The sequence below is a fragment of the Mesorhizobium sp. WSM4849 genome (genome assembly GCF_055811385.1).
In genome coordinates this window covers 112,903-136,952 of record NZ_JBVVPW010000001.1, presented here as the reverse complement: position 1 = coordinate 136,952, position 24,050 = coordinate 112,903, and the positions used below count along the sequence as shown (strand labels likewise).

The window sequence follows — 24,050 nt, the reverse complement described above, 5'->3', positions numbered from 1 at the left end:
ATCATCTCAAGCATACCTCCCCCACCAGCCTCAAAACGCCGTCCGCGAGCGCAGCGCGGCGGCCAGCGTGCCTTCGTCGAGATAGTCGAGTTCGCCGCCGACCGGGACGCCATGGGCCAGCCGCGTTACTTTGATATCGAAGCCGGACAATTGATCGGTGAGATAATGCGCGGTGGTCTGGCCTTCGACCGTAGCGTTGACGGCAAGGATCACCTCCTTGACCTCGCCACCGGCGACGCGGTCGATCAGCGAGCGAATGTTGAGTTGCTCGGGGCCGATGCCGTCGAGCGGCGACAGCGAGCCGCCGAGCACGTGGTAGCGGACATTCATGGCGGCCGCCCGCTCCAGCGCCCACAGGTCGGCCACGTCCTCGACGACGATAAGCGTGCCGGCGTCGCGGCGCGGATCGGTGCAGATCATGCAGGGGTCGGATGTATCGACATTGCCGCAGGTCGAGCAGATGCGCACCTTGTCGACGGCCTCGCTCATGGCGGCGGCCAGCGGCGACAGCAACTGCTCCTTCTTCTTGATGAGGTGAAGCGCTGCCCGCCTGGCCGAACGGGGCCCGAGCCCCGGCACCTTGGCCAGAAGCTGGATCAGGCGTTCGATCTCGGGACCGGCGATTCGCTTCGACATCGCATCGGTTTAGGATTTTTCAATGGGTTTTGGAACACTCCTGCGGCGTGCGGCCTTCAAACGCAACGACGCCGCTGCCGTCAGTAGGCTTCCAGCGGCCTGCCCTGGCCGGCGATCATCGCGCCGATGGCGTCGGTGTTCTCGGGCGTCGATTCAAACGACATCGTCGGCTCGGCCGGCGCCGCCGGGAATGACGTGACCGGTCGCGCACCGGCGGTGCCGCCGAAACGGGCCGCGTCCGGCTCTTGCATCGCCACAAGCGTCGTCTTCTCTGGCGTCGTCTTCTCTGGCGTCGCCTTTGCCGGTTGCGATGCGATTGCGGTCACGTAGGTTGCCTTGGCGAATTCTGCCTTGGCGGCCGGCGCCGCGGAGGCCACGAGCGTCACCGGTGCGGCGCGCGCCGAATTCCGCGGTGCGGACTGTGCCATGGCGACCGTGGGCTCGTCCGGCAACGGTTTCCAGTTCCGGCCGCGCTTTTCGTAGAAGGCGTTGCCGCCGGCGACCATGGTGTAGTGCATGTTCTTGTAGGGGAAACGCAGGCCGGCGGTGTGAAAGAACATCGAGTTCTTCAGCTTGGCCTTGCGCTCGCCCTTGAGCACCGCCTCGGCGGCTTCCTCGACATCGGGCATCGCCTTCGAATTCATCCGCCGTGTCATCACGCCCGGCGCGAACTGGCCACGCTCGCCGACTACCTCACAGATGGTGTTGCCGTGCTTGCCGGAGCGCAGCCGGTTCATGACCACCGTGCCGACAGCAATCATGCCGTCACGGCTCGACCGGTTGGATTCGAAGAACATCGCGCGCTGGAGGCACTCCTTGTCCTTCGCTGTGTGGCTGTAGGGCCGGGACCTGACGGCATCGGTCAGGCTGGCCACGGACAGGCCGTGCGTGGTCTGACTGCAGGCGGCCAAAAACAGCGGAGAGGTGATGACGCCGAGCAGCAACGGCGTCTTCCATCGGGTCGCGATCAAAGATATCCCCTCATTCTGTCGCCAGCCCGCCCCTGGTTGCGGCAAGAATGAGACACTTTCAGGCAAAAAGATGGCTAAAGCGTTATTAAGTGTACGGAGTTGCCGAATGGACACACCGGTGGAGCAAGCGACCGCCGGATCGCGGCATGGCACTCCATGGCCACTATAACGGCATGGATCCTATCTTAGGATCTCCACAGGAGGGGCTTCCCCAAGGCTGGAGCAATGGGCTCAGTCGACCGGCATAGCTATCAACACACCTTAGAACGGCAGCTTCATTCCCGGCGGTATCGGCAGTCCTGCGGTCAATGCTTGGGTCTTTTCCTGCATCATCTGCTCGACCTTGGCCCTGGCGTCATTGTGGGCGGCGAGAAGCAGATCCTCCAGAATCTCGACCTCGTCCTCCTTGAACAGCGACGGGTCGATTTTCAGGGACTTCATCTCGAATTTGCCGGTCAGCGTCACGCTGACCAGGCCGCCGCCGGCCTGTCCGGTGGCTTCCAACGTGGCGATCTCGTCCTGCATGGCCTGGAACTTGGCCTGCATTTCTTTCGCCTTGCCCATCAGGCCGAGAAGATCTTTCATCGCGTGGTCCTCTACGATTGATCTGGTTTCTTGTTTGAGCATAATCTTCTCCGAAAACCGGCTCCCACTTTTCGGGATCATGCTTAGGTTTCGTCGTCGTCTGTGGCCGGCTCGATCGGAACCTCGGCCTCCACCGCATCGGCTTCCGGTGCGTCGGGAATGCGCACGTCGATGATCTTGGCGCCGGGAAAACGCGCCAGGATGGCGGCGACGGTCGGGTCGCTCCTGGCATCGAGGAGCGCGTTTTCGCGTTTGGTCGATTCCATCTCGGCCAGCGTCTGGCCGCCCTCTTCCTTTGACAGCGAGACCAGCCAGCTGCGGCCGGTCCAGGCGCGCAATTTGGCGGTCAGATCGTTGAGCAGCATCTTCGGCGCGTCATCGGTCAAGCTGACGTCGATGCGGCCCGGCTCGATGCGCACCAGGCGCACGCAGCGCTTCACCAGCACCTTGAAGGCCATGTCGCGCTGGGCGTCGGCAAGGGCGACGATGTCAGCCAGCGACTTCACCGGCACCGGCACCGGCGCATCCGCGACCGGCTCCGGCGCCGGAACGAAAGCCGCAGGCATCGGCTCGGGTTCGACCAGCCGCATCGTCTGCGCGCCGCCATTGGCCGTTGACATCCGCGTCTGCGCCACGGCGCTGGCGCCGCCGTTGCTGGGATTTGCGGGGCCAGAATTTGCTGGGCCGGGACTTGCCGGTCCAGAGCTTGCCGGCGCACCATTCAAGCGTGGCGCTCCACCCGGCATCGACGCTCCGCCCTCCAGCGATTTCAGCGCCTCGTCCAGTGTCGGCAGGCCGGCGGCATGCGCCAGCCGGATCAGCACCATTTCGGCGGCACTGACCGGCCGGTTGGAGGACTGCACCTCGGGAATGCCTTTCAACAGCATCTGCCAGGTCCGCGACAGCACCCTGACCGACAGCGCCTTGGCGAAATCGGCGCCGCGTCGTCGCTCGTCCTCGGACAGCGAGGCGTCCTCGAGCGCGGTCGGCACGAAGCGCAACCGGGTGACGAGGTGGTTGAACTCGGCAAGGTCGGTCAGCACCGCGGCCGGATCGGCGCCGGTGTCGTACTGGTTGCGGAATTCGGCCAGTGCGGCCGCCACGTCGCCCTTCATCACATATTCGAACAGGTCGACGATGCGGGCGCGGTCGGCGAGCCCGAGCATGGCGCGCACCGCTTCGGCGCTGACCGCGCCGCTGCCATGGGCGATCACCTGGTCGAGAATGGACAGCGAATCGCGCGCCGAGCCTTCGGCCGCGCGGGCGATCATGGCCAGCGCGTCGTCGTCGACGGCAATGCCTTCCCTAGCGGCGATCGAGGAGAGATGCGCGACCAGCGTGCCGGCATCGATACGCCTGAGGTCGAAGCGCTGGCAGCGCGACAAAACGGTGATCGGAACTTTGCGGATTTCGGTGGTGGCGAAGATGAATTTGACGTGTGGCGGCGGCTCCTCCAGCGTCTTCAGCAGGCCGTTGAAGGCCTGGGTCGAGAGCATGTGCACTTCGTCGATGATGTAGACCTTGTAGCGCGCAGATACCGGCGCGTAACGCACGCGCTCGATGATGTCTCTGATGTCGTCGATGCCAGTGTGCGAGGCGGCGTCCATCTCAATGACATCGACATGGCGGCCTTCCATGATCGCCTGGCAATGCTCGCCCAGCACCGCAAGATCGACCGAAGGCTGGTCGACGGCAGCGGTCCTGTAGTTGAGCGCCCGCGCCAGGATGCGCGCCGTCGTCGTCTTGCCGACACCGCGCACGCCGGTCAGCATCCAGGCCTGGGCTATCCGGCCGGTGGCGAAGGCGTTGGTGAGGGTGCGGACCATCGGCTCCTGGCCGATCAGTTCGGAGAAATTTGCAGGACGGTATTTGCGCGCCAGAACGCGATAGGCGGCGGTCTTTTCCGTTCCCGAATTTCCGGCTTCGCTCATTCGCCCGTAAAGCTCCAAGGGCCGCGCCTGCAGGCGGCCGATTCCTGCGCATAGTTTCGCCCGCAGGGCTTAGCGCCGTCAATGTCGCGGGAGAAAGGCGAAGAGGTGGGAGGCTGGAACAATGACCCGTTCCGGGCTCGTTAGGGCTGCTTCCTTCCGGACCTGACCCGGTTGGCGAGTGGACCGTCCACCACCAACCTCCCGCTTTCCATATCGGCAATTCGGCGATGAAATGCAAGGGCGCAGGATCAATCAGCCGGGAGTGGCGTCGAAAGCTGAAACAAAAAAACCCGCCTCGGGGCGGGTTATTGGCGCAAATCAGCACCATGCCCAAACCAGTAGCATAACTGCCGTCACAAAGCAACGATTCGCTTGCCGCCTCTTGCGGGCCACCGGCAGCCGCTCTAGCGTTCAAAAGTCTAAAAAACACGACAAAAGTGAAGGAAACGCCGATGTCGCCGGGCCTCGAGGCCGGATTCACGCTGGATGCTCGTCTGGAGGCGGACAGCGAGCAGTTGATGTGGCTCGGCTTGTGCGAGTTGCGGGTGATGAACGACCGCCGCTGGCCGTGGCTGCTCCTGGTGCCGCAGCGGCCGGGCGCGGAGGAAATCCATGATTTGACGCCGCTCGACCAGGCGATGCTGACCTTCGAGACCAACATGGTGGCGCAGGCGCTGAAAAGCGTGACCGGCTGCACCAAGATAAACAGCGGCGCACTTGGCAACATCGTCCGCCAGTTGCATGTCCATGTCATCGCGCGCTCGGAGGGGGATCCCGGCTGGCCGGGCCCGGTGTGGGGGCACGGCATGCGCGAGCCCTACCAGCGGTCGGACCTTCGCCGGTTTGCGCAACAGATAAAGGCGGCGCTATAAGCCTGTCCCGTGTCCATCCTGAAGTTGAGTCCCCATGAGCTTCCGCCTGTTTGACGCGCCCTTGCGTGAGCCGAGCCAATTCGTCGGCTTCGCCGGCAACATGATCGACCGGCAATCGGAAAACCGCGCCGACGATTCCGTCGAAAAGGCCCTCGCCGATCCCTCGGCCAGGCTTTTGCTGATGCATTGCGGGCGGCTCTACCTGAAGCTCAGGGATGGTGACTTCGACCCCTGGTTCGGCGCCGAGGAAAGCCGGCCGCTCCGGGCGTCGCTCGACCATGGCGTCCTGCTCGGTTTTTCCGACAGCGGCCCGGTGCTCGCGGTGCCGGCCGGGCTCGATCCCGAACAACTGCCGGAGACGATCAAGGCCATCGACTATCGCTCGGTCTATATACAGGGGCTGATCGACGAGGCGGCCGCCGGCGCGATGGCGCAAGGCGCTGCATTGCTCGCCTGGCATGCCAGCCACCGCTTCTGCAGCAAATGCGGCGCTGAAGCCGAGATGCGGGCCGGCGGCTATAAGCGGCTGTGCCCGGCCTGCGCCACCGAGCATTTTCCGCGCACCGACCCGGTGGCGATCATGCTGACCGCAACGCGTGAAAAATGCCTGCTTGGCCGCGGCCGGCATTTCGCGCCGGGCATGTATTCGGCACTTGCCGGCTTCATCGAACCCGGCGAGACGATCGAGGCGGCGGTGCGCCGTGAAACGCTGGAGGAAGCCGGCATCCGGCTTGGCCGCGTTGTCTACCATGCCAGCCAGCCCTGGCCGTTTCCCTATTCGCTGATGATCGGCTGCTTCGGCGAACCGCTCAATGACGACATCCAGGCCGACCTCAACGAGCTGGAGGACTGCCGCTGGTTCTTTCGCGACGAGGTGCTGTCGATGCTGGCCCGCGAGCATCCGGGCGGCCTGGTCACGCCGCCGAAGGGGGCGATCGCCTACAACCTCATCCGCGCCTGGGCAGACAGCGCATAGCCTTGCAGAGGGAAGCAAAATGATCCGTCATACAGTGGTGTTCAGGCTGAAGCACAAGGACAGCTCAGTCGAGGAGAAGAAATTCCTTGCCGACGCGAAAATATTGGCGGCGATACCGGGCGTCGAAAAGTTCGAGCAGCTGCGTCAGGTCAGCCCGAAGAACGATTTTCGTTTCGGCTTCTCGATGGAGTTCGCCGACCAGGCCGCCTATGCAGGCTATAACGACCATTCCGACCATGTCGCCTTCGTCCGCGACCGCTGGATCCCAGAGGTCGAGGCGTTTTTGGAGATCGACTACGCGCCGCTGAGCTAGCATCAATCATTCGAGCAAGTTCGACCGAGAGCAGCCCTCATCAGCCGGTCGGTGACTTGCCAGTGAAAATCGCCAGTTGAGCGGCGAAAGCACGCTTGTAGGCGGACCGGGCTTCGCCGCGGGCGACATAGGCGGAGAGGTTCGGATATTCGTCGAGTGTACCCGACACGCTCAACCTTAGCAGCACGTGCACCATCATCAGGTCCCCGGCGCTGAACGCACCATCGAGCCAGTCGGCATCGCCAAGGCGACCGGAAAGCTCGCCCAGCCGGTCACGGATGCGATCCTCGACGACAGGCAGGCGCTGTTCGTGCCAGGTCTCGCCGCGCTCCAAGAGCACGGCGGTTTGGCGTTCAAGGATCGGCGGCTCGACGGTGTTTAGCGCGGCAAACATCCATGAGATTGCGCGCGCCCGGGCATTCGCATCGTCTGGCAGCAGGCCACCATGGCGCTCGGCGATATGGAACACGATCGCCCCCGACTCGAACAGGGCGAGATCGCCTTCGTCATAGGTCGGAATCTGCCCGAAAGGATGAAGCGCGAGATGCGCGGGTTCCTTCATCTCGCTGAACGAAACAAGACGAACCTGGTAAGGCTGGCCCACTTCTTCAAGCGCCCAGCGAACACGCATGTCGCGCGCCAGTCCCCTGCCGCGATCGGGCGACTGCTCAAAGGCGGTGATGGTGGGGATCATTGGAAGGCTCCGGATGATTGCATGACGCCATCGTGCGTCACATCGTCGATTGAGATCAGTTTCCTCATCTCGTCGTCTCCCTTCGTCGATTGTGGCAACCAAAGGACGAATGTCGAGCCGGAATTCCGACATCTGGATGATAAAATCGAGGCCTGACGTCTGCCTGAACTACTGCTCGTCAATCGCGCGTGACCGCCGCAACGGAGGCGCGTAGCGCTCCGGCGAAGTCGGGATGGCCATAGAGGTCGTTGTGGCCAGCCGCTATGGCGATGTGGCTGCGCAGGTCACGGGCGGCCGCGCGCAGAGGTGCCGAACGTGCCGCAGGAACGATGGTGTCGTTCTCGGCGACGATGACGGCCGTGGGCACATCGAGGTCGCGCAGCGTTTCTGCCGTCTCCATGCGGTGCCGCAGCAAGAGGCGCACCGGCAGCCAGGGATAGTGGTGAGCGGCGAGTTCTTTCAGCGAATCGAAGGGAGTAACTATGACGATGCCGCGCAGAGGCCGGGCCGTCGCCAGATCGACCGCGACCGCAGCGCCGACGCTAAGGCCGATGGCGGCGATGCCGGCTTTGGCACCGGTGGCCAAGTGGTCATGGGCGCGTCGGGCGTCCTCGAACAGGGCGGCGGCCGACGGGCTTCCGCTGCTCGGCGCGTAGCCGCGGTAGTGCAGCGCAGCGATCTCGTGTTCGGGAAATAGCTGGTGCAGCAACAAGGCAAGTGCGTCGGCATTCCAGGCATTTCCGGCGAATCCCAGCAGGAGCGGGCGTGGCTCGACCGGCGCCTGCCTCGCCGCCAGCCGTACCAGAACGACGCGCTCGCCATCCTCCGTCGCCAGCTCGACATGGCGGGCCCCGGCCGGCAGATCGGGTCCGAACGCCGCAAGGCCGGCCGGAAAGATCAGCCAGGACTGAAGCACATACACGACGGCGACAAAAACCGCATACAATCCAGCGACTGCGAGCGTCAGTTTCAGGAGCCACATTGCAGCAATGTCGCCCGGCGCCCGTCACCTGGCAAGGCGCTGAGTTAGTCCGCCACCTTCCATTGCTCGCGCGACTGGCTGGCCGGATAGACGCCCAGAATCCGCATTTCGCGCGAGAAGAAGGCAAGCTCGTCGAGCGCCAGTTTTACCAGCGGATCGTCGGGATGGCCCTCGATATCGGCGTAGAACAGGGTCGCCGTGAATGCGCCGAGCTGATAGCTCTCCAGCTTGGTCATGTTGATGCCGTTGGTGGCAAAACCGCCCATCGCCTTGTAGAGCGCGGCCGGCACGTTGCGGACGCGGAAGATGAACGTCGTCATCATCCTGGCGTCGGCGGAAGGGCGTTCTGCCCACTGCCTGTTCCTGGTCAGCACGACGAAGCGGGTGACGTTGCTGTCGGTATCCTCGACATTCTCCTCGATGATGTCGAGCCCGTAGAGCGTCGAGGCCAGCGCCGGCGCCAGCGCCGCCATGGTGCGGTCCTTCAGCTCGGCGACTAGCTTGGCGGCGCCCGCCGTGTCGCCGGCGACCACCGGCTTCCAGCCGTTCTTGCGGATATATTTGCGGCACTGGCCGAGCGCATGGATGTGACTGTGCACGGTCCTGACCTCGTCGCGCCTGACGCCGGGCAGAACCATCAGCTGGAAATGGATCGGCAGGAAATATTCGCCGACGATGTGCAGCTTCGATTCCGGCAGGAGGTGGTGGATGTCGGCGACGCGCCCGGCAATCGTGTTCTCGATCGGGATCATGGCGAGGTCGGCCTTGCCGGTCTCGACCGCATTGAAAGCATCCTCGAAGGTCGGGCACGGCAACGGCTCCATATCAGGGAACATGTTGCGGCAGGCGGTGTCGGAATTGGCGCCCGGCTCGCCCTGGAAGGCTATTCTGTTGGTTTTTTCAGGCATGCCAAATGTCTCAGGTTGACCAGATGTCTCAGGTTGAAAGGATGGTTCTGGCGCGTTCGAGATCGTCCGGCGTGTCGACGCCGAACGGCGCCGACTGCACGATCTCGGCATCGATGCGCATGCCGGCCTCCAGCGCCCGCAACTGCTCGAGCTTCTCGCGCCGTTCCAGCGGCGACGGCTTCAGCGCGACGAAGCGCTCGAGCGCTGAGCGGCGATAGGCATAGAGGCCGATGTGATGATAGAGCGGCCCCTCGCCCCAGGGCGCGGTGGCGCGGGTGAAGTAGAGCGCCCGCAGCCGTGTCTCAGACAGCGGCGAGCCGACGATCTTGACGACATTCGGATTGGTTTTTTCCTCGTCGCGGACGATCTCGATGCCGAGCGTGGCGATGTCGACTGTCGCATCCTCAAAAGGCCTCAGCGCGGCATTGATGATGGCCGGATCGATGGTGGGCAGGTCGCCTTGCACGTTGACGATCGTTTCGACCTTGCGCCCGGGATCCAGCGTGGCCAGCGCCTCGAAGATGCGGTCTGAGCCCGATTCGTGGCCCACCCGCGTCATCACCGCCTCGAACCCGTGCGCGCGCACCGCCTCCGCCACGCTTTCAGTATCGGTGGCGACCACCACCCGGCCGAGCCCGGCTTCGGCGGCGCGGCGGGCGACATGGACAATCATCGGGACGCCGGCGATGTCGGCCAGCGGCTTGCCCGGCAGGCGGGTCGAGGCCATGCGGGCCGGGATGAGAATGAGCGTGGACATCGGGTGATGAAGCGTCCGAAAAAGAGGAAGGGAAAAGTGGCAAAAGGTCTCACTGGCAGCGCCCTTATAGGTGTTGCAACGCCAGAGCAAAAGACCTAGTTTCCGCCCGATTTGACCGCCCCGCGGGGTGGTTCACGATTACCGACGGACAGAGTGGACAGATCGGTCCGCCGGAAAAGGGAGCCTGGGGCGTATGGACTCTTTCGAAATCAACAAGCTGATCGGCGGCCTGCTCGGAACCGTGTTCGTCGTCTTCTCGATCGGCATCATATCCGATGCGCTGTTCGCCTCCCCCACACCGGAAAAACCCGGCTTTGCCATCGAGGCGACCGAGGAGCCTGCCGAGGGCGGCCCGGCAGCCCCCGCTGCAGAAGCCAAGCCGATCGCCGACCTTCTGGCCAACGCCAATGTCGAGGCGGGCGCCGCCGTGTTCAAGAAGTGCCAGGCCTGCCACACCGGCGAAAAGGGCGGACCGAACAAGGTCGGCCCCGACCTCTGGGATCTCATCGACCGTCCCGTCGCCGAGCATGCGGGCTTCGCCTATTCGGCCGGCATGAAGGAGTTTTCCAAGGGCGGCGCCGAGAAGTGGACCTACGACAACATCAATCACTTCCTCCTCTCGCCGAAGAAGTTCGTGAAGGGCACGGCGATGGGCTTCGCCGGCCTGCCGAAGGACGAGGACCGCGCCAACGTCATCGCCTATCTGCGCACGCTGTCGGACAGTCCGAAGCCGCTGCCGACGGCTGGCGCTTCAGCAGCCGCACCGGCCGAAGGCGCGGCGCCGGCCAAGCCGGCAGAGGGTGAAGCACCGGCCGCCCCTGCGGCGCCTGCTGCTCCCGCACCAGCTCCGGCGCAATAACGCAATTGTAATCGAAACATTCCTTGAAAAAGCCGGGTTCAGCCCGGCTTTTTCAAGGGGAAAATCGCATGCGCGGCGACAAAGCCGGGCTGTCGCGGTTTTCATGAGCGTCAAATGAACTAGATTGTCCGCTAACAGCTATCGCGCAGAGGAGAAGGCATGACGGTTGGCCGAACGTTTCTCAGATCGATGCTGGTTGTGGCGGCTTTTGCCGGCGGCCTGCAAGCAGCCTTCGCGGACGAATGGCGCACCACCTCGTCGCTGATCGGCGAATCCAAATATGGCAATAACTTCCAGCACTACGACTACGTCAATCCGAACGCGCCGAAGGGCGGCACGCTGAATTCGGTGGTGCTCGGCACGTTCGACAGCTTCAATCCCTATATCGTCCAGGGTTCGCCGGCAGCCGGTTTTGCCCAATTCGGCGGCGGCTTGCTCTACGACACGCTGATGGAGCAGGCGACCGACGAAGGCAGCGTCAGCCATCCGCTGATCGCCGACGCCTACAAACATCCGGACGACTATTCCTCTGCGACCTACCGTCTTGATCCGCGGGCCAAATGGCATGACGGCAAGCCGATCGCCACCGACGACGTGATCTGGTCGTTTCAGGTGCTGAAGGCCAACAGCCCGATGTACAGCCGCTATTTCGAGAATGTCACCGAGGCGATTGCGGTTTCCGACCGCGAGGTGGAATTCCATTTCGACCAGAAGGGCAACCGGGAGTTGCCGAAAATTCTCGGCGATCTCGTCGTGCTGCCGAAGCACTGGTGGGAAGGCACCGACGCCACCGGCAAGAAGCGCGACATCACCAGACCGACCTTGGAGCCGCCGCTCGGCTCGGCCGCCCACAAGATCGCCAGCTTCAAGCCTGGCTCTGAAATCATCTGGCAGAGGGTTCCGGACTACTGGGCTGCCAAACTGCCGGTGAAGATCGGCCGCGAGAATTTCGACAGGCAGCGTTTCAGCTATTTTCTCGACGACAATGCGGCCTGGCAAGCCTTCACCAAGGGCGGACTGCATGACATCAGGCCGGAAAACAGTTCGAGGCGCTGGAACACGGCCTATAATTTCCCGGCAGTCCAGGCCGGCGACGTCATCAAGCAGGAATTCAAGACCGCCTCACCCGAGCCGATGCAGGCCTTCATGCTCAACACGAGGCGTCCGCTGTTTGGGGATCGCCTGGTGCGCGCCGCGCTGACTTACCCGCTCGACTTCGAGACCATGAATCGTACCCTGTTCTTCGGTTCCAACACCCGTACCAGCAGTTACTTCCAAGGCACCGAACTGGCATCGAGCGGCCTGCCGCAAGGCAAGGAGCTGGAGATCCTCGAGCAATATCGCGACAAGCTGCCGCCCGAAGTCTTCACCCAGGAATTCAAGCTGCCGGTCTACGATTCGCCACAGGCGGAGCGCAAGTATCTCAAGACTGCGGTCGATCTCTTCGCCAAGGCGGGCTGGGTGATCAAGGGCGGCAAGATGGTCAATGCCAAGACGGGCGAGCCCTTCAAGTTCGAAATCCTCGGCTGGAACGACACCGACCAGGTCCTTTCCAGTCCCTACATCGCCAATCTGCGCAAGATCGGCGTCGACGCCACGCTGCGGCTGATCGACCAGACCCAATACATCAACCGCATCAACAATTTCGACTTCGACGTCACCATATCGCAGTTGGGACAGTCGGATTCGCCGGGCAACGAGCAGCGTGATTTCTGGAGCTCCAAGGCCGCTGACACGCCTGGATCGCGCAACTACGCCGGCATCAAGAATCCGGTCGTCGATGCGCTGGTCGACCGCGTCATCTTTGCCACCGACCGCGACGATCTGGTTGCTGCCACCCATGCGCTCGACCGGGTGCTGCTGTGGAATTACTATGTCGTGCCGCAACACCATCGGTCGGCGGTCTGGATAGCCTACTGGAACAAGTTCGGCATCCCCGAGAAGCAACCGGCCTATAGCGGCGTCGACCAGAATTCCTGGTGGATCGATCCGGATAAGGAAAAGGCGCTGGCGGCAAAATACAAGACCGGCAATTGATGGCGGCGCTCCCCCGCCGCGCCGCTCTGGCCCGCCGCGACTTTCTGGCCCTGGGCGCCGCTGCCACGGCGGCAGCTTTGCTGCCCGGCCGGGCCTTCGCCGCCGTCGCGACCGGCGTAAAGCTGCACGGCCTGTCGGCCTTCGGCGACCTCAAATATTCCCCAGGTTTCAGGCATTTCGCCTATGTCAATCCGGACGCGGCCAAGGGCGGCCAGATGAATTTCGCACCGCCGAACTCCACCTTCAATCAGAGCTTCCTGACGTTCAACACGTTGAATTCGCTTGTGTTGAGGGGGGAATCGCCGCCGCGCACCGAACTCTGCTTCGATTCGCTGATGGCAAGCGCTCTCGATGAGCCGGATGCGGTCTATGGCCGGCTTGCCGAGTCCGTTACCTTGTCGCCGGACCGCAATGGCTTCCGCTTCAGCCTGCGACCGCAGGCGCGCTTCCACGACGGCTCGCCACTGACAGCGGAGGACGTCGCCTTCGCATTGAAGCTTTACAAGGACAAGGGCCATCCGAACCTCTCCCAGGCGTTGCGTCATATGACGGAGGCGGTCGCAGTCGATCCGGCAACCGTCGACCTCACCTTCAACGGCAAACAGTCGGCGCAGAATATCCTTGCGGTCGTCGCCATGCCGATCGTGTCCAAAGCCTTTTATACGGTCAATGATTTCGATGCCTCGACGATGAAACCGCCGCTCGGCTCCGGACCTTACAAAATAGGGCGCGTGGCCGCGGGACAGACCGTCGAATATGAGCGTGTCGCCGACTATTGGGGCAGGGATTTGGCCGTGAACCGCGGCCTCTACAATTTCGACCGCATCCGCATCGATTTTTACATCAATCGCCAGGCTGCGTTTGAAGCCCTGAAAAAGGGGGACACGCATTTTCGCGAGGAATTTACCTCGCGGGTGTGGGCGACCGGTTACGACTTTCCGGCGCTGAAGGACGGCAGGGTCGTCAAACGCGAATTTCCCGGAGAGAAAACGCCATCCATGCAGGCTGTCGCGCTGAACCAGCGTCGTCCGCAATTCCGCGATGTGCGCGTCAGACGAGCGATCGCCAATTGCTTCGATTTCGAATGGACCAAGCGGGTTCTGTTTTACGGCGCCTACGAGCGCTCGCAATCGAACTTCGAGCGGTCGGATTACAAGGCCGAGGGCCTGCCCTCGCCCGAGGAATTGGCCCTGCTGGAGCCGTTCCGAGCCGAGTTGCCGCCGGAAACCTTCGGCGAAGCGGTGATGCAGCCTGTCTCCGACGGTTCGGGCCACGACCGCAAGCTGCTGCGCGCGGCTTCGAGACTGCTTGCCGAAGCCGGCTGGAAGCGAGCCGGCAATTTCGTCGTCAATGAAAAGGGTGAGCGGCTGCGGGTGGAAATGCTGGCTGAGGACGATGGCATCGTTCGGCTTTTCACCCCGTGGTCCGAGAACATGAAAACGATCGGAATCGACGCTTCGATCCGGCAGGTCGATTCGACGCAATATGAACAGCGGCAGAGCAATTTCGACTTCGATTTCAACCTGCTCGCATGGTCGATCGGGGCGACGCCGACTGCCGACGGCCTGGAAATCCTCTATGATTCGCGGATGGCGAAAACGCCGGGAATGCGCAATTATCCCGGTACGGAAAGCAAAGCCGTCGACGCGCTGATCGAGGCAGCCGGCAGGGCGCAGAGCCGGATAGAACTGGTCACGGCGCTCAAAGCGCTCGATCGGGTCTTGCGCGCGCGGCTAGACTGGATTCCAACATATTATCTCGCGAATCACCGAGTGGCCTATTGGGACATGTTCGGCTTTCCCGAGCAGAAGCCCGATTTCGGCTTTCCGGTCGAGGCGCTGTGGTGGTTCGACAAGGACAAGGCGGCAAAGATTGGCAAAGCCTGAGATTTTCGCTCAAGCAAGGCAGAGAGCCTGATGGGCGCCTATATCCTGCGCCGCATCCTGCTGATGATCCCGACCCTGTTCGGCATCATGGCGGTGTCCTTCGCCGTCATCCAGTTTGCACCGGGCGGGCCGGTCGAGCAGGTCATCGCCAGGCTGACCAACCAGGGCGGCAGCGATCGGCTTGGCGGCGGCGGTGGTGACGCCGGCGCCACCAATGTCGACGTGGCCGGCGACGTCGGTTCGAAATATCGCGGCGCGCAAGGGCTCGACCCCGAATTCATCGCCAAGCTGGAAAAGCAGTTCGGCTTCGACAAGCCACCGCTCGAGCGCTTCGGCATGATGCTGTGGAATTATTTCCGGTTCGATTTCGGCGACAGCTATTTCCGTGACATCTCGGTGATCGAGCTGATCCTGGAGAAGATGCCGGTGTCGATCTCGATCGGACTGTGGATCACGCTGCTGTCCTACCTGATCTCGATCCCGCTCGGCATCCGCAAGGCAGTCAAGGACGGCTCGGCATTCGACGTATGGACCAGCGGCGTCGTCATCGTCGGCTACGCCATTCCGGGCTTCCTGTTCGGCATCCTGCTGATGGTGCTGTTTGCCGGCGGATCCTTCTACGACTGGTTCCCGCTGCGCGGCATCACCTCCGACAATTGGGACCAGCTGTCCTGGCCGGCGCGGATCGTCGACTATCTCTGGCACATGACCTTGCCGCTGACGGCGCTGGTGCTGTCGGCCTTCGCCACCACGACGCTGCTGACCAAGAATTCGTTCCTCGAGGAAATCCGCAAACAGTATGTGGTGACCGCGCGCGCCAAGGGCCTGTCGGAACGGCAGGTTCTCTACGGGCATGTCTTCCGCAACGCCATGCTGATCGTCGTCGCCGGCTTTCCGGGCGCCTTCATCTCGGCCTTCTTCACCGGCTCGCTGCTGATCGAGAACATCTTTTCGCTCGACGGCCTCGGCCTGCTCGGTTTCAGGTCGGTGGTCGAGCGCGACTACCCGGTGGTCTTCGCCAATCTTTACATCTTCTCGCTGCTTGGGCTGATTGTCGGGCTCCTGTCGGACCTGATCTATACATGGGTCGACCCGCGCATAGACTTCGAGCGGAGAGACATCTGATGGCCGGGGCCGCAGCCGAAACGGCGCCGGGCCGGATTGCCCGACCCTGGCTGTCGCCGCTCAACCAGCGGCGCCTGCAGAATTTTAGGGCCAACCGGCGCGGCTATTGGTCGTTGTGGATCTTCCTCGTGCTTTTCGTGTTGTCGCTGTTTTCCGAATGGATCGCCAACGACAAGCCGGTGCTCGTCTCCTACAAGGGCGAGATCCTTTTTCCGGTCGTGGTCGCTTATCCCGAGGAGAAGTTCGGCGGCTTTTATGCGGTCACCGACTATCGCGACCCGGTCATCCAGGACGAGATCAATGCCCATGGCTGGATGATCTGGCCGCCGGTTCGCTACTCCTACCGGACCGTCAACAACGCCATCCCCGAGGCGGCGCCCACCAAGCCGTCCTGGCTCTATGACGCCAAGACACGTTGCAACCAGTATCCGCAAGGTGCGGCCGACCCCAATTGCGTCGTCGGCAACTGGAATTGGCTGGGCACCGACGACCAGGCGCGCGACGTGCTGGCGCGCGTTATTTACGGATTCAGGGTCTCGGTGCTGTTCGGCCTGATCCTCACCGCCGGCTCGGCGGTGATCGGCGTGACGGCCGGTGCATTGCAGGGCTATTTCGGCGGCTGGACCGACCTTCTGTTCCAGCGCTTCATAGAAATCTGGTCGGCGATCCCGGTGCTTTATCTCTTGCTGATCGTCGCCGCCATCCTGCCGCCCGGCTTCTTCATCCTGCTCGGGCTGATGCTGCTGTTCTCCTGGGTGGCGCTGGTCGGCGTGGTGCGAGCCGAGTTCCTGCGCGCCCGCAACTTCGAATATGTCAACGCCGCGCGCGCGCTCGGCGTGCCCAACGGCACCATCATGTTCCGGCATCTGTTGCCAAACGCCATGGTGGCGACGCTGACCTTCCTGCCGTTTCTGCTCAGCGGCTCGATCTCGACGCTGACCTCGCTCGACTACCTTGGCTTCGGCCTGCCGCCCGGCTCGGCCTCGCTGGGCGAGCTCCTCAAGCAGGCGCAGCGCAACCTCAACGCGCCATGGCTGGGTATTTCCGGCTTCGTCGTCATCTCGCTGATGCTGTCGCTGCTGGTCTTCGTCGGCGAGGCGACCCGCGACGCCTTCGATCCGCGCAAGACGTTCAGATGAGCGAAGCCCCTCTCCTCTCCGTGCGCAACCTCAGCGTCGCCTTCGCGCAGGAAGGCCGCCAGTCGATGGCCGTCGACCACATCTCCTTCGACATCGCCAAGGGCGAGACGGTGGCGCTGGTCGGCGAATCCGGCTCCGGCAAGTCGGTCACGGCGCTGTCGGTGCTGAAGCTGCTGCCCTATCCGGCCGCCAGCCATCCGTCGGGAAAGATCCTGTTCCAGGGCGCCGACCTGCTCGCCACCGACGAGAAGGCATTGCGCCGCGTGCGCGGCAACAAGATCACCATGATCTTCCAGGAGCCGATGACCTCGCTCAACCCGCTGCACACGATCGAGCAGCAGATCGTCGAGGTGCTGACATTGCACCAGGGGCTGGGGGACCGCCAAGCCAAGGCGCGCACCCTGGAGCTGCTCAACGAGGTCGGCATCCGCGAGCCGGAGAAGCGGCTCGACGCCTACCCGCACCAGCTTTCCGGCGGCCAGCGCCAGCGCGTCATGATCGCCATGGCGCTGGCCAACGAGCCGGAACTGCTGATCGCCGACGAGCCGACGACGGCACTCGATGTCACCGTGCAGGCGCAGATCCTCGAACTGCTTGCGGAGCTGAAGAGCCGCAAGGGCATGTCGATGCTGTTCATCACCCATGATCTCGGCATCGTCAGAAAGATCGCCGACCGGGTCTGCGTGATGACCAAGGGCAAGATCGTCGAGACCGGGCCGACGAAAGAAATCTTCGCCAAGCCGCAGCACAGCTATACGCGGCATCTGCTTGCTGCCGAACCGAAGGGCAAGCCGCCCGCCGCCAACGCTGCCGCCAAGCCGGTCATGACCGGCCAGGACGTCAAAGTCTGGTTTCCGATCAAGAAAGGCTTTTTCCGGCGCACCGTCGACAATGTAAAGGCGGTCGACGGCATCGACGTCACCGTGCGCGCCGGCCAGACGCTCGGCGTCGTCGGCGAATCCGGCTCTGGCAAGACGACGCTCGGCCTGGCGCTGGCCAGGATGATCTCGTCGACCGGGACCATTCAGTTCAACGGGCGTGATATCAACGAGCTGAGTTTCAATGCCATGCGGCCGCTGCGGCGCGAGCTGCAGATCGTCTTCCAGGATCCGTTCGGATCCTTGAGCCCGCGCATGTCGGTCTCCGAGATCATCGAGGAAGGATTGAAGATCCACGAGCCGAAACTGTCGCCCGATGAACGCGACAAGCGCATCGTCGAGGTGCTCGGGGAAGTCGGGCTCGAACCCGCCACGCGCAATCGCTATCCGCACGAGTTTTCCGGTGGCCAGCGCCAGCGCATCGCCATCGCCCGCGCCATGGTGCTCAACCCGCGCTTCGTCATGCTGGACGAGCCGACCTCGGCGCTCGACATGAGCGTGCAGGCGCAGGTGGTCGACCTTCTGCGCAGCCTGCAGGCGAAGCACGACCTCGCCTATCTGTTCATCAGCCACGATCTGAAGGTCATCCGTGCGCTTGCCAACGACGTCATCGTCATGCGCAATGGCAGGATCGTCGAAGCCGGCCCGTCCGAACAGATTTTCGAACGGCCGCAGACCGACTATACCAAGGCACTGATCTCGGCCGCGTTCAGGATCGAGACGGCGCCGGTCGGCATCGTCAGCGAGTAAGGCCGTACCGCATAGAGGAAAAAAGAATCCGCAATGGAAAAAGGCCGTGTCCTGCTTGCCCTCACCGGTATCCATCCACGCCGTTGGCGCGAACTCTTGTCGGCCGAACGCGAGGTGGTGCTCGAGCCGGACGGCGCCAGCGATCCTTCGATCACCTATGCGGTGGTTTGGAAGCAGCGGCCGAACCTTCTGTCGTCGCTGCCCAATCTGCGCGCTGTCTTTTCGATCGGCGCCGGCGTCGACCACATCTTCGCCGATCCCACTTTGCCCGACGTTCCGATCGTCAAGGTCGTGGCCGACAACCTGACCCAATACATGACCGAATATGTCGTCTGGCGGGTGCTCGATCACCATCGCCAGGGCATGCTCTACCGGTCGCAGCAGCAAAAGAAGATCTGGCACGAGCCGCCGCAGCGGCCGGCCGGCGACATCTCCGTCGGCATCATGGGGCTCGGCACGCTTGGCCGCGCAGCGGCGTCGGTGCTTTTGTCGCTCGGCTTTGCGGTCAATGGCTGGTCGCGCAGCGAGCGGCCGATGGAAGGCGTTTCGACCTATGCCGGCGAGGCAGGGTTGATCCCCTTCCTCAACGCCACCGACATTCTGGTGGTGCTTTTGCCGCTCACGCCGCAGACGCAAGGCATCATCAATTACGGCGTGCTGAAGGAGTTGAGGAAACGCAACGGCCTCGGCGGCTCGGTGCTGATCAATGCCGGACGCGGCAAGTTGCAGAAAGACGCCGACATTCTGCGTGCGCTGGAGGGCGGCACGCTCAAGGAAGCGAGCCTCGACGTGTTCGAGGTCGAGCCGCTGCCGAAGACCAGCCGGCTGTGGAGCCACCCGAAAGTGTTCGTGACGCCGCATGCGGCGGCGACCTCCGATCCCGTGCATCTGGTGCCGATCATGCTGCGCCAGATGGCCGCCTTCGAGCGCGGCGAGAAGCTTGAGAATGTCGTGGATCGCAACGCGGGATATTAACCCGGCTTGCCACATTCGCGGCGGGCGATCGACCGGTTCATGGCGTCGATCCGGCCGCTGGCCTGTTCGAGATCGCGCTGGGCCTTGGAACGGGCGTCCGGCGTGAACGGGCCGAGGCCCACCCCGGGATCGGAGAAAGACGGCTTGGCATCCTGCGGAAGGCGGTATTGCTGCGCCAGCCGGTTGCGTTGCGCCAGCAATTGATTGCAAGGCACGCTATCATATTGCAGCGAGGACTGGACATTCGCGTCCTGCCGCTCGGCAATCGAGGTGCCAACGCAGCCGGCCAGTGCCAGGCAAGGTGCCAAGACCACCAAGTTCCAGCGCATGCAAGGTCCTCCGTGTTGGTGTCCTGCCCTTTCGGGCATGTGAATCCAGGCTTTTTCGCAGCCGCCGCCAGGTGTGGCGCAGATGAACGAAAAGCGTCGCCGGACGAGGCCTGATGCGGTTTCGTGATGGAGATCCCGCCGGCAGTTGCCTGTATGCCGAGTCAGCAGTCACTTGCAACAGGCTTCCCGCGCCGGAATTAGCAACTATCTTGGAGCCATGCGCGCCAGCGACCTGCTTCACCCCCGGCCCGAGGGCCTCTATTGCCCACCCGGCGATTTCTTCATCGATCCGGTGCGGCCGGTCAACCGGGCACTGATCACGCACGGCCATTCCGACCATGCCCGTTCCGGCCACCGTTCGGTATTGGCCACACAACAGACGCTTGACATTATGGGGCTGCGCTACGGCGAGGGCTTTGCCGGGACCACGCAAGCGGCAGCACTTGGCGAGACGATTGCGCTGAACGGCGTCGCCGTAACCTTCCATCCGGCCGGCCATGTGCTCGGCTCGGCACAGATCGAGGTTGTGCATCAGGGCTCATGCATCGTCGCTTCGGGCGACTACAAGCGCCAGAGGGACGCGACTTGCGAGCCGTTCGAACCGGTCAAGTGCGACGTGTTCATCACCGAGGCGACCTTCGGCCTGCCGGTGTTCCGCCATCCGCCCGATACCGAAGAGATTGCCCGCCTGCTGAAATCGACGGCGCAGTTTCCCGAACGCGCGCATCTGGTCGGCGCCTATGCGCTCGGCAAGGCGCAGCGCGTCATGCGGTTGCTGCGCGATGCCGGCTACGACAGGCCGATCTACATCCATGGCGCGCTGGCCAGGCTCAGCGACTATTACCAGAGCCAGGGCATCGACCTCGGGACGTTGGAGCCGGCGACCGTCGAAAGCGGTGGCAAGGACGATTTCTCCGGCGCCATCGTCGTCGGCCCGCCACAGGCCTTCGCCGACCGCTGGGCACGACGCTTTCCCGATCCGATCTCGTGTTTTGCGTCCGGCTGGATGCGCATCCGCCAGCGCGCCAAGCAGGGCGGCGTCGAGCTGCCACTGATCATTTCCGACCATGCCGACTGGGACGAGCTGACCGCCACGATCAGGGAAACTGGCGCCGGGGAAATCTGGGTGACGCATGGTCGCGAGGAAGCGCTGGTGCGCTGGTGCGAACTCGAAGGCATCGCCGCCAGGCCGCTGCATCTCGTCGGCTACGAGGATGAGGGCGATTGATGGTGCTCACGGCCGACGTAGCGCTCTTTGGCACCCCCCTCTGGCCTGCCGGCCATCTCCCCCACTTGGGGGGAGATCGGATGTTGCGCCGGCTTTCGCCAATCGCTGACGTTGTAAGACGGGCGGCAAGAACGAAACTGCCAATCTCCCCCCTTGTGGGGGAGATGTCCGGCAGGACAGAGGGGGGCGCGACAGAACGCGACGCTCGGCCATGGTTCTCCTCATGAACCGCTTCGCCGAACTCCTCGATCGCCTCGTGCTGACGCCGTCGCGCAACGGCAAGCTGACGCTGCTGAGCGATTATTTCCGCAGCGTCGAGGATCCGGATCGCGGCCTGGCGCTGGCCGCTATTACTGGCGACCTGACCATCGCGGCGGTCAAGCCGGCGATGCTGCGCATGCTGGTCATGGAACGCATGGACCCGGTGCTGTTCGGCTATTCCTACGACTATGTCGGCGACCTGGCGGAGACGGTGTCGCTGGTCTGGCCGCAATCGCCCGCGGATATCGCCAACCGTGAGCCGACGCTCGCCGAGGTCGTCGCGAAATTACAGGCGGCGAGCCGTTCCGACGGGCCGAAGGTGCTGGCCCGGCTGCTCGACAGCGCCAGCATCTCGGCTCGCTTCGCCATCATAAAGCTGGTCACCGGCGGCCTGCGCATCGGCGTCTCGGCGCGGCTGGCCAAGCAGGCGCTGGCCGATCTCGGCAAGGTCGACGTCGCCGAGATCGAAGAACTCTGGCATGGGCTGACGCCGCCCTATGCCGAGCTCTTCGCCTGGCTGGAAGGCAAGGCAGAAAAACCCAAAAAGACAGCGCTGGCGCTGTTCCGGCCGGTGATGCTATCGAACCCGATCGGTGACGGCGACCTCGAAAAGCTCGACCCGGCCGACTATGCCGCCGAGTGGAAATGGGACGGCATCCGCGTCCAGGCCGTATCGGAAGGCGGCATTCGCCGGCTCTATTCGCGCACGGGCGACGACGTCTCCGGGGCTTTTCCGGATCTCGCAGAGGCGATGGATTTTTCCGCCACCCTCGACGGCGAGCTTCTGGTCGGCGATCCCTTGCAGGCGACCGGCACGTTCTCGGACCTGCAGCAGCGGCTGAATCGCAAGAGCGTGACACCGAAGATCCAGCAGCAATACCCGGCCTTCATGCGCTGCTACGACGTGCTTCAGATCGGCGACGAGGACTTGCGCGCGCGCTCTTTCCGCGAGCGGCGCGGCCGCCTCGAAGCCTTCGTGCAGACGCTCGATCCGAGCCGCTTCGATCTGTCGCCCCTGGTCGAATTCACCGACTGGCAGGCGCTGGAGGAATTGCGCCGCAAGCCGCTGCATCCGGTCATTGAAGGCGTAATGCTGAAGCGCTGGGATTCGCCCTATCTCACCGGCCGGCCGAGAGGCCCATGGTTCAAATGGAAGCGCGATCCGCACACGGTCGACGCCGTGCTGATGTATGCCCAGCGCGGCCACGGCAAGCGTTCGAGTTTTTATTCCGACTACACGTTTGGCGTGTGGTCCGGCCGGGAAGGATCGGAGGAACTGGTGCCGGTGGGGAAAGCCTATTTCGGCTTCACCGACGAGGAACTGAGGCAGATCGACAGATATGTCCGCGACAATACGATCGAGCGCTTTGGCCCGGTCCGCTCGGTACGAGCCGACCGCAAGAACGGTCTCGTGCTGGAGGTGGCGTTCGAAGGGCTCAACCGCTCGACACGGCACAAATCCGGCGTCGCCATGCGCTTTCCGCGCATTTCACGGCTGCGCTGGGACAAGCCGGCGGCCGAAGCCGACCGCATCGAGACGTTGCAGGCGCTGCTCGATTAGGACGGATGAGGGAAGGCAAAAGGGTGCGGGGTCAACGTGCTGCTCTGCCATTCATCACTGCGAGGCTCGAAGACCACGGCATGGATGATCCATGCCGTAACAGTGGTTACGGAGTGCAGCGGTCCAGCGGTTTCGCTCCAGAAATCAAGGGACAATCGAGACGCGGATCTCGTAGATGTCGACCGACTTGCCCTGTTTGTCGAAGTCGGAATTGATGGCGATGGTGCCGGCAGCACCCGGACGCTTGTCGGGAAACCGCACGTCGAACAGATATTCGTTGCGCTCGTGGCCGACCGCGTAGCGCTTGCGGCCGCAGTCGCCGAGTTCGCCGAAATTGCAGTCGACGGAGATCTGCGTCTCCTGGCCCTCCTCGGAGCGGGCGATGATGTCGAACGTGGCATGCTTGCCGGCGAGTTTTTCCAAGACGCCTTGCCCGACGTCGAAGCTGATCGCCGAACCGGATGCGCCCGACCGGATGCGCAGGAAGGAACCGCTGTCGTCCTGCATGACTTCGGCCTTGGCATCCGAAGGCGCGCTGACAAGCGCCGGGTCGCTCGGCGAAAACACATTGATCCAGTCGCGCTCCGCCTCGCCGGCGTTCAGCGGCGAGGCGGTGTCGCTTGGCGGCGTAAAATCATCGTCCTCCACCGTCGGTTCCGTCTGCGGCGGGGCGGTGTCGAGTTCGGCCGCCGACTTGAAGACGCCGGTCTGCGCAGCGAAATAGAGGCCGATACCGACAGCTGCGAGCAGCGTCACGCCGAGGAAGATCGCGGTGAGAGGCAGGCGGGGGCCTCTCACCCGCCTGTCGTCGCGGTCGGGCATCACCTCTGCGTCGTCGTCTCCGGTCGATGGGCGGGACGACAATTCGATCTCCGGCGCACCGGGAAAACCCGCTTCCGGCATGATATCGGGAACGACGGGCAAGACGCGCGAGCGCGGCGCGTCGGATGCAGGGGGCTTCACCGGACCGTCGACAACGACGTCAGGCGGCGGCGCGGGTTCGGCGACGGGTTCGGCATCGGCTTCGGCTTCGGCGGCGCTGTCAGCCGGCTGCTCCACCGCCGGTGCTGCAGCGTCATCATCGGTCTGTGGGCCGACGCCGGGAACCGCCGGCAGGAATTCGGATTCGATTTCGGTGATCTTGGCCTGCACCGCCTTGCGGCGCTTGATGGCGAGTTCCACCGTCACGCCCGGGTTGGCCTGCAGTGCACGGTCAAGTGCGGCGAAGGCCGATCGATAGACCCGCTCGCGAAACGCGCGGTCTTCGGCATTGCCTTTCTCGAAGGCATTCCGGATCGCTTTTTCGATCGCGTCCAAGCTGGATCCCTCTGCACCTACGGTCACATGTCATGATCGTTAGCCGCAGGCGATCAATCAATCAACGGGCCAGCGGCCGC

At 63.5% G+C, this 24,050-nt stretch carries 22 protein-coding genes and 1 other RNA gene; 12 read left to right on the top strand and 11 right to left on the bottom strand.

Annotated features, from left to right (window positions below):
• Positions 1–30: 30 nt before the first annotated feature.
• The 5 genes from recR to ffs all read right to left on the bottom strand — a co-directional run bounded on the left by recR (position 31) and on the right by ffs (position 4,325).
• Positions 31–636, bottom strand: a complete 606-nt coding sequence (gene recR, locus AC0L3L_RS00645) for a recombination mediator RecR (protein ID WP_473636183.1) — start codon at positions 634–636, stop codon at positions 31–33.
• A gap of 80 nt (positions 637–716) precedes the next feature.
• Positions 717–1,607 (bottom strand): cell wall hydrolase, encoded by an 891-nt coding sequence (locus tag AC0L3L_RS00640; RefSeq protein ID WP_473636182.1) that lies wholly within the window; start codon positions 1,605–1,607, stop codon positions 717–719.
• 261 nt (positions 1,608–1,868) lie between these two features.
• Positions 1,869–2,192 (bottom strand): YbaB/EbfC family nucleoid-associated protein, encoded by a 324-nt coding sequence (locus tag AC0L3L_RS00635; RefSeq protein ID WP_023802083.1) that lies wholly within the window; start codon positions 2,190–2,192, stop codon positions 1,869–1,871.
• 83 nt (positions 2,193–2,275) lie between these two features.
• Positions 2,276–4,123 (bottom strand): DNA polymerase III subunit gamma/tau, encoded by a 1,848-nt coding sequence (locus AC0L3L_RS00630; RefSeq protein WP_473636181.1) that lies wholly within the window; start codon positions 4,121–4,123, stop codon positions 2,276–2,278.
• Between the two features lie 105 nt (positions 4,124–4,228).
• Positions 4,229–4,325: signal recognition particle sRNA small type (ffs, locus tag AC0L3L_RS00625), an RNA gene on the bottom strand.
• Positions 4,326–4,575: 250 nt separating this feature from the next.
• Between ffs and AC0L3L_RS00620 the strand changes: the two genes are divergently transcribed.
• The 3 genes from AC0L3L_RS00620 to AC0L3L_RS00610 are packed head-to-tail and all read left to right on the top strand — an operon-like array spanning position 4,576 to position 6,284.
• Positions 4,576–4,995: an HIT domain-containing protein gene (locus AC0L3L_RS00620; RefSeq protein WP_123146493.1), complete on the top strand. Its 420-nt coding sequence runs from the start codon at positions 4,576–4,578 to the stop codon at positions 4,993–4,995.
• A gap of 34 nt (positions 4,996–5,029) precedes the next feature.
• A complete protein-coding gene (nudC, locus tag AC0L3L_RS00615) occupies positions 5,030–5,971 on the top strand; it encodes an NAD(+) diphosphatase (protein ID WP_473483930.1) in 942 nt (313 codons plus the stop codon).
• Between the two features lie 19 nt (positions 5,972–5,990).
• Positions 5,991–6,284 carry a Dabb family protein gene (locus AC0L3L_RS00610; protein ID WP_473636180.1) on the top strand — a complete coding sequence of 98 codons (294 nt, stop codon included), beginning with the start codon at positions 5,991–5,993 and terminating at the stop codon, positions 6,282–6,284.
• Between the two features lie 40 nt (positions 6,285–6,324).
• On the opposite strand, the gene AC0L3L_RS00605 is transcribed toward AC0L3L_RS00610, so the two are convergent.
• The 4 genes from AC0L3L_RS00605 to AC0L3L_RS00590 all read right to left on the bottom strand — a co-directional run bounded on the left by AC0L3L_RS00605 (position 6,325) and on the right by AC0L3L_RS00590 (position 9,625).
• The gene (locus AC0L3L_RS00605) at positions 6,325–6,978 is read right to left on the bottom strand and encodes a glutathione S-transferase family protein (protein ID WP_473636179.1); all 654 of its coding nucleotides are present in this window, start codon (positions 6,976–6,978) and stop codon (positions 6,325–6,327) included.
• A 178-nt stretch (positions 6,979–7,156) separates the two neighbouring features.
• Positions 7,157–7,960: an alpha/beta hydrolase gene (locus AC0L3L_RS00600; protein WP_473636178.1), complete on the bottom strand. Its 804-nt coding sequence runs from the start codon at positions 7,958–7,960 to the stop codon at positions 7,157–7,159.
• 44 nt (positions 7,961–8,004) lie between these two features.
• Entirely contained in the window at positions 8,005–8,868 is an 864-nt protein-coding gene (locus AC0L3L_RS00595) for a prephenate dehydratase (RefSeq protein WP_473483939.1), read from the bottom strand.
• A 28-nt stretch (positions 8,869–8,896) separates the two neighbouring features.
• Positions 8,897–9,625, bottom strand: a complete 729-nt coding sequence (locus AC0L3L_RS00590; RefSeq protein WP_473636177.1) for a 3-deoxy-manno-octulosonate cytidylyltransferase — start codon at positions 9,623–9,625, stop codon at positions 8,897–8,899.
• 193 nt (positions 9,626–9,818) lie between these two features.
• Here AC0L3L_RS00590 and AC0L3L_RS00585 point away from each other — a divergent pair, with 193 nt between their 5' ends.
• From AC0L3L_RS00585 to AC0L3L_RS00555, 7 genes are all read left to right on the top strand, one after another.
• Complete coding sequence (locus AC0L3L_RS00585) at positions 9,819–10,484, top strand: c-type cytochrome (RefSeq protein ID WP_473483945.1); 666 nt, start codon at positions 9,819–9,821, stop codon at positions 10,482–10,484.
• 159 nt (positions 10,485–10,643) lie between these two features.
• On the top strand, positions 10,644–12,521 hold the full coding sequence (locus AC0L3L_RS00580) for an extracellular solute-binding protein (RefSeq protein ID WP_473636176.1): 1,878 nt from the start codon (positions 10,644–10,646) through the stop codon (positions 12,519–12,521).
• Positions 12,521–14,407, top strand: coding sequence for an extracellular solute-binding protein (locus tag AC0L3L_RS00575; protein WP_473636175.1), 1,887 nt, complete (start codon positions 12,521–12,523; stop codon positions 14,405–14,407). Before AC0L3L_RS00580 ends, AC0L3L_RS00575 begins: the two co-directional genes overlap by 1 nt.
• A gap of 30 nt (positions 14,408–14,437) precedes the next feature.
• Positions 14,438–15,532, top strand: a complete 1,095-nt coding sequence (locus AC0L3L_RS00570) for a microcin C ABC transporter permease YejB (protein WP_473636174.1) — start codon at positions 14,438–14,440, stop codon at positions 15,530–15,532.
• Entirely contained in the window at positions 15,532–16,671 is a 1,140-nt protein-coding gene (locus AC0L3L_RS00565) for an ABC transporter permease (protein WP_473524826.1), read from the top strand. Before AC0L3L_RS00570 ends, AC0L3L_RS00565 begins: the two co-directional genes overlap by 1 nt.
• Positions 16,668–18,299 (top strand): ABC transporter ATP-binding protein, encoded by a 1,632-nt coding sequence (locus AC0L3L_RS00560; RefSeq protein ID WP_473483960.1) that lies wholly within the window; start codon positions 16,668–16,670, stop codon positions 18,297–18,299. Before AC0L3L_RS00565 ends, AC0L3L_RS00560 begins: the two co-directional genes overlap by 4 nt.
• Before the next feature lie 33 nt (positions 18,300–18,332).
• Positions 18,333–19,274 carry a 2-hydroxyacid dehydrogenase gene (locus AC0L3L_RS00555; RefSeq protein ID WP_473483963.1) on the top strand — a complete coding sequence of 314 codons (942 nt, stop codon included), beginning with the start codon at positions 18,333–18,335 and terminating at the stop codon, positions 19,272–19,274.
• Here AC0L3L_RS00555 and AC0L3L_RS00550 read toward each other — a convergent pair.
• On the bottom strand, positions 19,271–19,603 hold the full coding sequence (locus AC0L3L_RS00550) for a hypothetical protein (protein WP_473483966.1): 333 nt from the start codon (positions 19,601–19,603) through the stop codon (positions 19,271–19,273). The genes AC0L3L_RS00555 and AC0L3L_RS00550 overlap by 4 nt on opposite strands.
• 217 nt (positions 19,604–19,820) lie before the next feature.
• Between AC0L3L_RS00550 and AC0L3L_RS00545 the strand changes: the two genes are divergently transcribed.
• Together AC0L3L_RS00545 and AC0L3L_RS00540 are read left to right on the top strand one after the other, a co-directional pair.
• Positions 19,821–20,831 (top strand): ligase-associated DNA damage response exonuclease, encoded by a 1,011-nt coding sequence (locus AC0L3L_RS00545; protein WP_473636173.1) that lies wholly within the window; start codon positions 19,821–19,823, stop codon positions 20,829–20,831.
• Between the two features lie 223 nt (positions 20,832–21,054).
• A complete protein-coding gene (locus tag AC0L3L_RS00540) occupies positions 21,055–22,653 on the top strand; it encodes a cisplatin damage response ATP-dependent DNA ligase (RefSeq protein ID WP_473636326.1) in 1,599 nt (532 codons plus the stop codon).
• A gap of 144 nt (positions 22,654–22,797) precedes the next feature.
• Here AC0L3L_RS00540 and AC0L3L_RS00535 read toward each other — a convergent pair whose 3' ends face one another.
• The gene (locus tag AC0L3L_RS00535) at positions 22,798–23,970 is read right to left on the bottom strand and encodes a hypothetical protein (protein ID WP_473636172.1); all 1,173 of its coding nucleotides are present in this window, start codon (positions 23,968–23,970) and stop codon (positions 22,798–22,800) included.
• Positions 23,971–24,050 lie beyond the last annotated feature (80 nt).